The organism is Confluentibacter citreus (genome assembly GCF_002807055.1).
Taxonomy (GTDB): domain Bacteria; phylum Bacteroidota; class Bacteroidia; order Flavobacteriales; family Flavobacteriaceae; genus Confluentibacter; species Confluentibacter citreus.
In genome coordinates this window covers 131374-145461 of record NZ_NIXN01000005.1, presented here as the reverse complement: position 1 = coordinate 145461, position 14088 = coordinate 131374, and the positions used below count along the sequence as shown (strand labels likewise).

General features: G+C 35.1%; 11 protein-coding genes. 5 read left to right on the top strand and 6 right to left on the bottom strand.

Translation table 11 applies throughout. The features are described from left to right. Positions 1-2: 2 nt before the first annotated feature. The 4 genes from CDH49_RS10990 to dapF are packed head-to-tail and all read right to left on the bottom strand — an operon-like array spanning position 3 to position 3252. On the bottom strand, positions 3-914 hold the full coding sequence (locus CDH49_RS10990; RefSeq protein WP_239970644.1) for a DUF2279 domain-containing protein: 912 nt from the start codon (positions 912-914) through the stop codon (positions 3-5). Next, complete coding sequence (mltG, locus tag CDH49_RS10985; RefSeq protein WP_100615561.1) at positions 914-1957, bottom strand: endolytic transglycosylase MltG; 1044 nt, start codon at positions 1955-1957, stop codon at positions 914-916. The genes CDH49_RS10990 and mltG overlap by 1 nt, the downstream gene beginning before the upstream one ends. Then, complete coding sequence (locus tag CDH49_RS10980) at positions 1958-2482, bottom strand: GNAT family N-acetyltransferase (RefSeq protein ID WP_100615560.1); 525 nt, start codon at positions 2480-2482, stop codon at positions 1958-1960. It abuts the gene before it with no gap. Further along, positions 2479-3252: a diaminopimelate epimerase gene (gene dapF, locus CDH49_RS10975; protein WP_100615559.1), complete on the bottom strand. Its 774-nt coding sequence runs from the start codon at positions 3250-3252 to the stop codon at positions 2479-2481. Before dapF ends, CDH49_RS10980 begins: the two co-directional genes overlap by 4 nt. 125 nt (positions 3253-3377) lie before the next feature. Between dapF and CDH49_RS10970 the strand changes: the two genes are divergently transcribed. From CDH49_RS10970 to CDH49_RS10950, 5 genes are all read left to right on the top strand, one after another. After that, entirely contained in the window at positions 3378-4781 is a 1404-nt protein-coding gene (locus CDH49_RS10970; RefSeq protein ID WP_100615558.1) for a trypsin-like peptidase domain-containing protein, read from the top strand. Positions 4782-4914: 133 nt separating this feature from the next. Further along, entirely contained in the window at positions 4915-5535 is a 621-nt protein-coding gene (locus CDH49_RS10965; RefSeq protein ID WP_100615557.1) for a tRNA (guanine-N1)-methyltransferase, read from the top strand. 132 nt (positions 5536-5667) lie between these two features. Then, positions 5668-7098, top strand: a complete 1431-nt coding sequence (locus CDH49_RS10960) for a DUF1593 domain-containing protein (RefSeq protein ID WP_100615556.1) — start codon at positions 5668-5670, stop codon at positions 7096-7098. A 147-nt stretch (positions 7099-7245) separates the two neighbouring features. Beyond that, on the top strand, positions 7246-7671 hold the full coding sequence (locus tag CDH49_RS10955) for a response regulator (RefSeq protein ID WP_100615555.1): 426 nt from the start codon (positions 7246-7248) through the stop codon (positions 7669-7671). A gap of 656 nt (positions 7672-8327) precedes the next feature. Further along, a complete protein-coding gene (locus CDH49_RS10950; protein WP_100615554.1) occupies positions 8328-11795 on the top strand; it encodes an endo-1,4-beta-xylanase in 3468 nt (1155 codons plus the stop codon). A 127-nt stretch (positions 11796-11922) separates the two neighbouring features. Here the strand turns inward: CDH49_RS10950 and CDH49_RS10945 are convergent, their stop codons facing one another. Both CDH49_RS10945 and CDH49_RS10940 read right to left on the bottom strand, forming a co-directional pair. Further along, positions 11923-12615 (bottom strand): peptidoglycan DD-metalloendopeptidase family protein, encoded by a 693-nt coding sequence (locus tag CDH49_RS10945; RefSeq protein ID WP_100615553.1) that lies wholly within the window; start codon positions 12613-12615, stop codon positions 11923-11925. A 30-nt stretch (positions 12616-12645) separates the two neighbouring features. Continuing rightward, the gene (locus tag CDH49_RS10940; RefSeq protein WP_157805304.1) at positions 12646-14079 is read right to left on the bottom strand and encodes a hypothetical protein; all 1434 of its coding nucleotides are present in this window, start codon (positions 14077-14079) and stop codon (positions 12646-12648) included. Positions 14080-14088 lie beyond the last annotated feature (9 nt).

Here is a 14088-nt window from a genome sequence, read left to right as displayed (position 1 = left end):
TTTTAATAGTACAATAGATGAAATACACGTCCATTTTTACTAAATTCAATGGCTGGAAACGGCATCTTAATTACGTTAAAAACATCCAATACGGATCTCAATACCCGTGACTTTGTTTCTATCTTATTCAAATTTAAATCAAAACTTAAATAGAACTGCCTGTACCTCTCATTATTTGTTAACAACTGATTGTCAACATCTTTCAATCCCGATAACATCCCCTCAGCCCCATAGCCTATTGATAAATCAAGCCATTTAGGGATGTTGCTTTCTTTGAAAAAAGAATGCAAATTTATATTTAGCCAATAAGTTTGTCCGTTATAGTCTTTCAAAACCTGCTCTAAAAAACCGTCTCCAAGCTTATCCGGACGCTGTGACGCATATTGTGTTTGATGAAATGAAAATTTCAACATGATGCGTTGTTCATCCCATAATAATTCTTGTCCGACGTAAAACCCCGTGCCCACTGCATTGGCTAAAACATCTGTCCATGAAAAGCCCCATTCTTGAGAATAGCCATCAAAAACTTCTACAGCAGTTAAAAATCCGAAACCTAAAGTGGCCCCATATATTAATTGATCTTTTTTGCTTACTCCAGCCCAATGAAGCGCCTGTGCACCTATCCTTCCCATTTGATAGGAAGAAAACACATGGCCCATTTTATCCATTTGAAGCCATTCCCCACTATCATCAATGGTATGGAATTTAGACTTTGGATAGTCTGCATACCAAAGTTGATTCAAACCGATTAAAGATACGCCTACTACAGACGCTTCGCCAATCACGATGGCATTTCGTCTGGGTTTATGTAACGTATCGCTTGGCGTTAAAAAAGAGTCTAGTTTAGATTGAGAAAAAGAAAAATAGGTTATAAAAAAAAGAAGGATAATATATTTAAGTTTGAAATACCCCACTATTTATTAATGCCTTGAGATGATAAATACATATGATATTCCCTAGCATAAGCATTATGTTGCCCCAAGGTTTTTGCGAATTTATGATACCCCAAACGTTTCGCATCGGCAACAAAATACAAATAATCATGCTTTTCGTAGTTTAATACGGCATCAATGGCAGACACGTCTGGCATGGCAATAAGCCCAGGCGTAAGACCTAGGTTTTTATAGGTATTATAAGGTGAATCAATTTCTTTGTGAACATTTAATACCCGTTTTATAATGGTATTTTTGTATTGAGGTAATTGGTAAGCTGCAAATTTTAATGTTGGGTCTGCCTGCAAAGGCATCTTTATGCGCAATCTATTTAAATACACCCCAGCAATTCTTGGTTGTTCATCAATGGCTTTAGATTCTTCATGAACAATGGACGCCAAAGTAATCACTTGGTTTGGTGTTAAATTCAGGGCTTGTGCTTTAGCTTTCCGCGTCTCGTTCCAAAATCTATTGTATTCCTTCAACATTCTGTCCCTAAATTGTTCAGCAGACGTATTCCAAAAAAATTCGTAACTATTTGGAATATACATCCCCAAACTGGTGGCTCGATTAAAATCGTTTTTTTGCAGAAATGACGTATCCGTCATGGCATTTAATAAGGATAAGCTATCCGCTTCTATTTGAGCACTGATACGTCCTGCAAGCTTTTCAAGGGATTCTTGATTATTAAAAGATATATTAAATGGTAGATTATTACTGCGTATGGAGTTAATAATATCATTATTGTTCATGCCTTTTTTAATAGCATAACGTCCCGCTTTGATGTTAGTAACGTACTTTTTTTGTTTAGCCAAAGCGTCAAACGAATCAATATTCTTTAAAAGTGGTATCAGTTGTTCCCTTACATCGGCATAGGTACCATTTGTTGGAACATATACATAGGCGATATCGTTATTAAAGTTTGTATTGGACACAAACATGGCATTATAAACATAGTAAGCAAAATAAGCTGCTACGGCTAAACCGATAAATACGATGGTTAAAAGTATCTTCTTTATATACATTTAATTATTTATAAGCTGAAACAGATATTCGTTTTTATAAGAACCATTAACATGGTTCCAATCCTTTTTTAGACCAACATTTACAAAACCTTGATTGGTAAAAAGTTTTATACTAGCTTTATTCTCTTCTGAAATGTTACAATATAACTGATGCAACCCCAAATGCGAAAAACTATAATTTATCAATAATTGTAAAGCTTCCCTGCCATAACCTTTATCTCTATCTTTCGCATCTTTAATTAAGATACCAATTCCTGCCCTTTTATTTTTAAAATCGAAATCGAAAATATCAATCAAACCAACTGGTTCATTACCATAACTCGAAACCACCAATCGTAATTGTTTCACTTCAAAAATATCTTTATGGGCATTCTCAAGATATTGCTTTATGAGAAATTTTGAATAGGGTGTTTGCGTGTTGCTGATCTCCCAAACAGATTCATCATTTTCAATGGCATATACAAATTCTAAATCTTCCGGCTCTAAGGCCCGTAAATAAATCTCACTTCCTTTTAATGTTATCATATACTCCCTTTGTAAACAAACGTGGCAGGCCCTATGAGCCATACGTTTTTGTAAACCCCATTCTCAAATTCAAAACTCACTTGTAATTCGCCACCTTGAACTTGTAAAGTTATCAGGTTTTTATCGGTTTCGTTGAGGGCATGCATCGCCAAAGCGACAGCTGTAACGCCTGTCCCGCAAGACAGTGTTTCATCTTCTACACCACGTTCGTAGGTTCTTACCGCAAAAATTTGATCGCTTATTTTTTTAACAAAATTAACGTTACTGCCTGCTTCATTATAAGGCTCTCCATATCTAATGGTAGCGCCTTTTGTTTTAATGTCAAAATTTTCTATCTGCTCTTCAAATTGCACGTGGTGCGGTGAGCCAGTATTTAAAAAAACATGTTCTGAATGTTTTTCAATGCTATGAACATCTTGCATTTGCAATCTAACCATATCGCCATGTATAGTAGCATGGTGCAAGCCATCAATGGCTTCAAAAACCGCATGTTCATTAATAACACCCAAATGTTTTGCAAATGCCACCAAACAACGTCCGCCGTTGCCACACATACTACTTTCATTCCCATCGGCATTATAATACACCATTCTGAAATCTAAATCTGGATGAGTCTCCAACAAAATAAGACCGTCAGCACCTATGCCAAATCGTCTGTCACATAACAATGCGATATGTTTGGCATTTTTTTTGTTGAACGTTTGGTGACGATTATCTATCATCACAAAATCGTTTCCTGTTCCTTGATATTTATAAAAAATCTGTTGCATAATACATGGCAAATATATGAATATTAAAACGTTTTTTCCGTTGTTAAATAGTCGTTAAAGTTGAATTTTCCATTCAATAAATTTTTAATTTTAATCGTTAATCTATAAAAATAAAACTGAAAATTATGAAGAAGATTTTATCCTTAGTATTGGTTTCAGCATTAGGTGGCATGTTAACACTTGGTGCCTATAAATTATTTTTAGAACCAGAAAATGACCCTTTAGTAACTTCAGCTCCAGCGAATCCTGCATTTATACCGACTAGTAACATGAATGCATATTCAACTGTTAGCGAAGCTCCAGATTTTGCCTTAGCTGCCGAAAACACCTTAAATGCGGTGGTACACGTAAAAAACGTGTCGATCAGTTCCGGGCAAATGACCTTGCAGGATTTATTTATGGGAAGAAGCACACCACGTGCTCAAATGGGTACAGGTTCGGGTGTTATTGTAAATGCCGATGGGTATATTATTACCAATAATCACGTCATAAATAATGCCAACGAACTATCGGTAACATTAAACAATAATAAAACCTATAAGGCAGAAATTGTTGGTTCCGATCCCAAAACAGATATTGCCCTTTTAAAAATTGATGCTGATGAGGATTTGCCATTTGTAACGTTTGCCGATTCAGATGAGGTTAAAGTTGGTGAATGGGTATTGGCGGTTGGAAACCCATTCAACTTAACATCTACCGTTACTGCAGGTATCATTAGTGCCAAATCCAGGGATTTATCTGGAAATAGTTCACAATCCTTTATTCAAACAGATGCCGCTGTAAATCCAGGTAATTCTGGTGGTGCATTGGTTAATACTAGAGGAGAACTTATTGGTATTAATACAGCTATTTCATCGCAAACAGGATCGTATGTAGGCTATTCGTTTGCCGTACCAAGCAATATCGCAAGAAGAGTTATTGAAGATATTATGGAATACGGCAATGTACAAAATGGTATTCTTGGTATTAATGGCACGGCTTTAAATAGCGCATTGTCTAAAGAATTTGGTGTAAGGGATACCGAAGGTATCTATGTAGATAGTGTTATAGAAGCCTCTGGAGCTGAAAAAGCTGGCATTAAAAAAGGTGACATCATTAAAGAAATTGATAATATTAAAGTATCTAAGTTTGCCGATTTAACAGGACATATCAATGCTAAACGCGTAAACGATAAGGTGCTTCTTAAAATTTACAGCGATGGCGAATTAAAGACCGTATACGTTACGTTAACCAAAAATGAGACCATTATTATTCCTACTGTGGGACAAGTGAAAAATGCCAAACCAGAGGAATTAAAAAAATACAAAACTTCGCATGGTATAAAAATTACTGAGTTTAGTAAAAAATACGCAGAATATTGGGAAAAATATGGTGTCAAAGAAGGTGCAATAATCACCGCAATAAACGATCAAAAAGTAAATTCAGTTGATGATGCACAAAACATTATAAAGAATTTATCACGTTACGAACCATTAAAAATTGAGCTTGTAAACACTAATGGAGAAAAGGAACGTTATTATTTCAGGTAAACATCCAATAAAAATTTCTATTCGTATATATAGAAGCCTCAATCAAATGAGGCTTTTTTTATAAATATATCCACATTAAAGCATAATTTTTTTAACTTCGTAAACCAAACATAACCATTTTAAAATCACCTAGATGAAATGCATTAAATACCTACTAGTTACAGCCGTTCTTTTAACTTGTTCTTTTACAACATTTTCGCAAAATGAAACAGACGATGATAAACTATCGTTAGATGAAGGCTCCATAGATAATCAATTTGAATATGTGATAAGACGTTCTAATAACTACCAAGATTTTAAGGTCGTTAAAAAAGATTGGCTTTACAAACTAAAAGCCCATACCATAGATTCCTTAAAAGCCGTTCATAAAGATTTAGCTGACACCAAAATACTTGTTGACACACAAGCCAAAGAGATTTCCGATTTAAAGTCAAGTTTAGAAAGCACCCAAACAAATTTAGAAAATACTCGAAGCGAAAAAGATAATATCAGCTTATTTGGAATACAAATGGGCAAAGGCAGTTACAAAGCTATTATGTGGGTTATTATAGCCTGTTTACTAGTGCTATTAGGCTTATTTATCTACAAGTTTAAAAACAGTAATGATGTTACTAGGCAAGCAAAAAAGAATTTAGCTGATATTGAAGAAGAATTTGAAGAGCACCGCAAAACAGCTGTTGAACGCGAGCAAAAAGTAAGACGCCAGCTGCAAGACGAAATAAACAAACAAAAAACGACTAAAGGCAGTAAATAGGCCTTAAACTATTTATACAATCTTTTAAAATCTGTAATTAGCGTTACGGATTTTTTTTGTTAATCTTTAAATGGATTATTTTGTGAAATTTTCAGCATATTTGCCAACTATTTCACCACAAACTATTTAAGCATGAAAACATTCTTGTTTGCAATCCTATTTTCCCTCAGTCTTAATTTTGTTCAAGGACAAGCCTTCCAAAAAAACAGAACCATCATCTTAACCGATATAGAAAATGAACCTGATGATACACAATCCTTAGTTCGATTGCTTTTATATTCCAATGAAATTGATATCGAAGGCATTGTTGCTACGACCTCATGTTGGATGCCTAATGCTGTCCATCCAGAATCGATTACAAAAGTGATTCAGGCTTACGAAAAGGTTCATTCAAACTTGAAAAAGCATCAACCCGACTTCCCAGAAGCAAAGGTATTATATCCGTTAGTAAAAAAGGGTTTGCCAATATATGGTATGAAAGGTGTTGGCGAAGGCATGGATTCTGAAGGCTCTGATTGGATCATAAAAATACTAGAAAATAAGGATGAGCGTCCGTTATGGATTTCAACATGGGGAGGCGCTAACACACTTGCACAGGCTTTATACAAAATAGAAAAAACAAAAAGCAAAAATGAAGCGAAACGGTTAATAGCGAAACTTCGGGTTTACACCATTTCAGACCAAGATGATAGTGGTATTTGGATACGGAATACGTTTCCCGACTTGTTTTATATTGTAACTCCGGGTGATGATTATGGAAACGCCACATGGTCTGGGATTATGACCAACGACATCAAAGGGATTGACCAAACCACTATTAGTAATCGTTGGATTGCCCATAATATGCAACAAAACCATGGACCTTTAGGAGCTATGTATCCCGATGTGGCTTATGGAATGGAAGGTGATACCCCTGCGTTTCTGTCGCTAATTCCGAATGGATTAAACAATGCCGAACATCCTGAATGGGGCGGCTGGGGAGGTCGCTACGAACTTTATAAACCCGATTTTTCTAAAGTAAAAAAAGGCGTTTCAAGTGTTCCCATTGCTCCTGAAACAAGAGCTATTTGGACGAATGCCGTTGATAGTTATACACCTTATATCCCAAATGAATTTGGCAGGTCGGTAAAACAAGACACCATCACCTTTACGGATTCTAAAGTGACGCTTTGGCGTTGGAGGGATGATTTTCAAAATGATTTTGCAGCCCGAATGGATTGGTGCTTGATGTCGTTTGAGGAAGCCAATCATCCACCAGTTCCTGTTTTATCGCACCCCGAACAGATAACAGTTACATCTGGCGAAGGTTTTACTTTGGACGCTTTCCAGAGTTATGATCCCAACGGTGATAATGTTAGTTTTCTCTGGTTTCACTATCCAGAAGCTGGTACTTATAAAAAAACGATTAAGACCAATGGTGCGGAAAATATATATAAGGCAAACTTTACCGCCCCTCAAATAGATAAAGAAGAAACGGCACATTTTATTCTAAAGGTGACTGATAAAGGCGAACCACGGCTATCAAGATATAAAAGGGTGATAGTAACTATTAAAACTAAATAAGCACAGTGGCTATTGTTTAAATAAATTTAAAATCTGTGATTCGCGTTACGGATTTTTTTACCTAAACATCAACAATATTAATTTTTATAAATTTTTCAGGAATCTTCATTTTACTACCCATCAAATAAATTACTGTACCTTTAAAAAATGAATAAGCAAGGTCCCATTATTTTTATTGAAGATGATATAGACGATCAAGATATTTTAGCAGATGTTTTTAAAAGTCTTGATTATAAAAATGAAATCATTTTTTTTTCTGAAGCTGAAAAAGCATTAGAATATTTAACTACAACGAAAATTAAACCATTTATTATTTTTTCTGACATTAATATGCCGAAACTCAATGGCATGGAATTAAGGGATAAAGTTCGTGAAAATAAGGAGCTTGAAATAAAATCCATCCCTTATTTATTTTTTACAACAACTGCCGAACAAAAAAACGTAATTGATGCATACTCAAAATCCATACAAGGATTTTTCATAAAGCCATCAAACTATAACGAAATTAAGGCTGTGATGAAAATCATAATTGAATATTGGACAGTATGTGTTTCCCCAAATTATACGGGATAAAAGCACGACTAGACTACTTACAAGCTTCATTGCCAGATTTTATTGACCAGAACATTTTCCTTTCTAAAAAACTTTATCTTACTGTATAAGAATTAGTCATACTTGAAGTATGTAAAGCCTGTACGCTAAAAAACACTTAAAAATCCAACTTCAAAACCAATTCCGGATTCGGGCAATTATTTAAATAAAAATTCTAAATCTGTAATTAGCGTTGCATTTTTTTTTAAAACACTTAAAAATTTTCAGTTTTATTAGATTTTACATCATTAATTAGTCTATTTAAATAGACTAAAAATAATTAATATTTTCGAATTATTCAGAATGCTGTTACATAGTAAATTCTGAAGTTTAAAAACAAAATTCATTCATTTATTATTAATAATTTACAAAAAAACAAATATTAAGGATAGCTATTCAACATTCGTAATTTGTAATTTGTCTAATTCTCTAGTTTTATTTGAACATTAATTCCTATATTTAAGCTACAACTAAGATATCCTAAAATATTTCAAGTGATTTTTATTAAAATCTCAATATTATCTAAAACTATGATTTTGAGACATAAGGAATTAACAAATAAAAGATTGCTTTTTATTTAAAATTGAATAATCAACTATACTATTTTTTAACCAACTAACTATTTAAAACAAAGCCATATGGACAAAAACTACAAAAAAAGATGGATTTTACTTATGCTATTCCTGATAGCATCGCTTCAGGTTAACTATGCTCAAAACATTATACCCAATCCCAGTTTTGAAGTGGGAAGTGGAGACAATTTTGATGGTTGGAGCAAATGGAACGGAGCAACGTCCTTATTAGCTACTTCAGTCGAATCTGAAGTCAATGAAGGAAGTCGTGCTCTAAAAGCGGTAGTTACTTCCGATGGGAATCCTTGGAGTGTACAATTTGTTAGCGATCCTATTCCTACTGTTATTGGTGAAAGTTACACATTCACTGCCTACGTAAAAGGAGAAGTAGCAGGAACTGAAATTCGTTTTTCTACAAATCCTAATGCACTTTATTCTGGAAATTATATTGTTTCTGAAACTTGGACACAGGTTTCTTGGACTTTTACGGCGAATGAAGTGAATACACGTATTGTATTAGATCTGGGAGCTAATGCCAATACCTATTTTATTGATACTATGGAAATGTTAGCGCCACCCAGTGTTGGTGAAAATATTGTTCCAAACCCAAGTTTTGAATTGGGTAGTGATGATACTTTTACCAACTGGTCTAAGTTTAACGGAGCAACCGCCCTGGTACAGACTACAGAACCTTCCGAAGTACATGATGGAAATAGAGCCCTTAAGGCAATTTCTACGGGGGGGAACGCATGGAGTGTTCAAATAGCAAGTGATTTAATCCCAACAACTATTGGCGAAAGCTATACTTTTAAAATATATGTAAAAGGAGCCGTTGCTGGCACTTCTATTAGATTTTCAACCAGTCCAAGTGCGCTATATTCAGGAGATTACACCGTATCAAATACATGGACTTTATTATCATGGACTTTTACTGCAAACGCAACTGAAACACGCATTGTTTTGGATTTAGGAGCGGACGCCAACACCTATTTCTTAGATAGCATGGAGATGCTTGCTCCCGTCAATAATGATCCCAATTTAGTGCTAAATGGTAGTTTTGAAGGAGGCAGTGGTGATTTTTTTGAAAATTGGGGACAATGGAATGGAGATAGTTCGCTCACAGAAACTTTAGAAACAAACGAAGTAAAAACTGGAAGTAGAGCATTAAAAGCTACTGTTACTACTAATGGTGAACCTTATATGGTGCAAATGGTGAGTGATCCCATAGAAACTACTACAGGGGCAACATATGAATTTCAAGTCTACGCTAAGGCACTTACCGAAGGGTCTACCATACGCTTTTCAACAAACCCAAATTCCCTGTATTCGCAAGATTTTAATGTAGGTACAGACTGGACACTATTAAGCTGGAGTTTTATAGCCAATTCATCTCAAACAAGAATAGCTCTGGATTTGGGTAAAAATGCTAATACGTATTTTTTAGATGATGCCCAAATGCAAATTCAATGTGGCCTCACTTTCTATACCCCTCCAGCCTCTCAAACTCCCATTGCTAGTGGAAAAAACAAATTCCTAGGAACAATCTATGACGCCAATGACGCCAACCTAAATAAATATTTCAATCAAATTACCCCAGAAAATGCTGGAAAATGGGGCAGTGTTGAAGTTGAAGATGGTGTTTTCGATTTTAGCCAATTGGATGCAGCACGAGCCTATGCTGCCCAGAATAATTTTCCTTTTAGGTTTCATGTGCTTGTATGGGGAAATCAGCAACCCACATGGTTAAAACCAATGAGCGATGAAGAAAAAGTGGTTAGAATTAAAAGATGGTTTCAAGAAGTTGCTGGACATTATGATAATAGTTCAGATGCAAGAAAAACGCTGGAATATATAGAAGTAGTAAACGAAATTTTAAATGACAAACCAGATAATGAAGGCTCTAATGCAACAGATAATGGCAGCGGTGATTACTTAAATGCCTTGCGTTCATTAAATGCAGAATTAAATACAGAACCAAGTACTTATGATTGGGTCGTAAATGCCTTTAAATTAGCGCGTTTATATTTCCCTTGTGAAACCAAATTGATGATTAACGAATACGGTATTGAAAATACGCCAACAAGCGCTGCCGAGTATGTTTCCATTATAGAGTTGCTAAAAAAAGACAATTTAGTTGATGTGGTAGGCATGCAGGGACACTCCTTTTCAACGCGTAGATATGGAAATGGAAGCTTTGAAGACGCTACAAATAATTTATCAAATAATTTAAACCTCATAGCTGATACTGGATTACCAATTATGATTACTGAAATGGATATTGATGGTGATGCCTCTTTAGATGCAAATGGTGTACGCACAAACAATGGAACCCAAGAAGAACAGGACGCTTTTCAACTATCAGAATACCAACGCATTTTTGGATTATACTGGAACCATCCATCGGTAATTGGAATAACGTTATGGGGTTACCGTTCTGGTATGTGGCGTACTACTCAAGAAGCTTATTTAATGAATGTTTGCGATGGTTCTGAAAAACCAGCAATGAGCCAATATCTAAATACTGTTATTAGAAATAGTGAAGATGACCTACCATTATCTAATTCATTTATTGACATGGTAGCAACGCTAAGTGTTGATCCTTCATCGCAACAATACAGCGACGATATAACAATTAAAATAAATGTACCAGGAGGTAATGGTAAATGTGGAATAGCTGCACAACTTGCCAATATTTATATTAATGGAATTTTGGTTGGTGAAGTAGAACTGGTCGAGAACGAAAATAATTTAGAAGGCAGCTTAAACCTTAACTTATTGGAAGGTGAGAACTTGGGGCTGTATGCTCCTGGGACCAAAACGGTTACAGCAGTTTTTGACCAACCCAATGAAGAGCTTCACGTTGCCAATGCTGAAACCGAATTTAACGTAACCCCCGAAGATGCGAAATTGAAAATAATAGGTGGAACCCATTTTAATAATAAACATTCCTCAAGCGAAGTTGAAGTAACACTTAACGCTATGATAGAAGATGAAGGTGAGCTTTCAGGCGGCTCCATTGGAGACATTACTAATAGTACAGTTCGATTTCTATTAGATGGTGTACCAGTAGTTGTTGAAGACCTAACAGATGAAAATGGTTATTTATTAAATGGTGCTATTTTACCTTTTGATAATAATACGAAAGGTAAAATAGAACTAACCTTTCCGCTAAATGTCGAAGATGATAATTCAGTAAAACAATATCAAATTACTCTAGAAGCTGGAGGATATTACCAAGGCAGTGTAATTAGCCAAACTGATTTAGTTATTAAAGATAAAAAGAACCCAAAAGCAGATGTTGTAAGTTGGCCTAATCCTACAGACAATGAATTCCATGTTAGCTTAAGCGGCTTTAAAAATAATAGTAATGTAAATCTTAAGGTTATAAATTATTTTACTGGTGCTACGGTGTATTCAACAAGCGGAAATGCTGATAAAAACTATACTTTTGGACTAAATTTTCAATCAGGATTGTATTTTTTAATTATTGAGCAAGGAAACATTAAAACCTCAAAATTTATTATTAAAAAGTAATAAATTATCTTTAATCTTTAACTAATAAAAAACCGTCATATAATTTATATAAGGCGGTTTTTTTTACTAAATTTTACTAATATTTTAGCGAATACTTACTTGCCTTTGGCTTTATAAAAATTTTCAGTTAAAATCCCAACTTCAACAGCCACTCTGGGTTTGGACAATTATTTAAATAAAATTCCAAATCCTTTTTATTGCAAACACCTGGGTAATCACCCCTAAAACCTTGCAAGTCTTTTATAATTTGAAAATGTAAATGTGGCGGGTAATTCCCATTTATGGTGGCATCGCCCAAGGTGGCAAACGGTTCGCCTTGCTTTATGTGTTCACCTTCTTCTAAATTTTCTAAAGAAGCCAAACTTAAATGCCCATACAAAGTATGAAATTCAACTTCATTTATAGTGTGCTTTAAAATAATGGTTGGGCCATAATCGCCAAAATTGGTGTTGTTTTTAAAACTGTGCACGGTAGCATCAAAAGGGCAATAAATGGGTGTTTCGGCAGCAATCCATAAATCCACGCCCAAATGGATGTTGCGTTCGGTAGCATTGTTCTCGTTAAAATGGTGACTGCGTTTATAAATATTCCTGACTTCATTATAACCACCATACCCAACCAGTCCGTTGTGTTGGTTGACGTGGTTTTGTATATAGTTTTGTAATGCTTCAACCTTACTCACATCAATATGTTTGAGTTGCAAATTATCTACCGACAGGTCTATGGGAATGTATTTTGAGTTTGGAATTGCAGGATTAAGCACCCGAAGTGGCTTGGAAGTACTGTTTTTTAAAAAATCCTGAAAATGGGTTGAGGACATAGAAAGACGTGTTTCCTCAAAAATAAGAAACTATTGCATAACCACGTTGCTGTACTTCGCATTTACCACAATGGCCTTATTGGTATTTGAATTGTTTGTTGAGAAGGTAGAGACATTATCATTGGATGTTTTTTTGGGGTGTTTTAAGCGAGAGCGCGTGCCTTTGTACTGGAAATTAGAATCCACTTTTGGAAGCGAAATTACGGCATCACTATTTTGAAGGGTGACATTTAAATTGTTAAAAGTATCACCCACATTTAAGATTTTTAAATTGCCAATACTACCATTAATAACCGCATTATCTGTGACGTTTTCAATTTTTACATTGGAGGAATTAGAAGTCAATACCAAACGTTTGACGTTTTTTAGTTCAGCAGCCTTTACAAAATTAAGGTTGAGTTCGCCTACATTCCAATACGCTACGTTTACTGGCGAATAAGAGGCATTAATGGAAGTTTTGCTTCCATTAATGCTATTTGCAATAAACTTGGTGTACGATAAATTAGCCTTAAGATTATCCACATTGGATGCAAATTTAAGTTCGCCGTGTTTCACGTCCACCTTAATTTTAGCATCTTTTGGCAATCTAATCTTAATTGTTTTTTTAACGTTTGAGTTAGATCCTGTATTGATTATTTTCTCCACAACCATGCGTCGTTCGTCAGCTAATTTTTCACGTTCCTCAGCTATTTTTTCACGCTCTTTTTCGCGTTGTTCCCTAATAATTATGATTTGCTTTTTTTGCTCCTCTCGTTGTTCCGCTAAATGTTCCATACGCTCTGCACGGGCTTCCATTTGAGCTGCAAAACGTTCACCCCAAGCCTCCATTTGTTTACCATACTTTTCACCCCATTCTTTACCGAATTTTTCACCCCAGGCTTCCATTTTTTTTGCATAATCATCACCAAATTTGGATTCAAAATTTTTAGACCACTGCTCTATATATTTTTCCCCATCTTTTTTATAAGCTTCATAATCAAATTGGATATTATTGATGCCTTCTGGTAATTCTGGCAGTGCTGGCATGTCTGGTAATCCTGCCAATTCTGGTAACTCAGGTATTTCTGGTGCATATGCCAAATTATATTTTAACTCATCTAGGATGGCGTTCACATCAACATGATTACCATCGTTTCTTTGAATCCAAGCAGCTGGTGCATTACCTTTCGTGCTTATGGAAATCTCTTTTGATGTGGCATCTACACTAACGCCCCAAGCTTTTAGGGCTTTTTCCAATTCTTCTTTTGAAAGTTTTTCACCTTCAATATAGGCTTCAATTTCCACAACGTTTTTGTTCCAAGTGTCAAACTCGATATTGCAATTGCTGGTATTTAAGTTTAAAATAACACCGTTGTCCACTTTAATGGATTGGGACAATTTGGTTAATTTTTGTTGCGCCACAATGCTCCCCACTATAAAAAAGCTAAGCACGAATAAGGATTGTTTTATTATTTTACTGTTCATTTTTTTTGA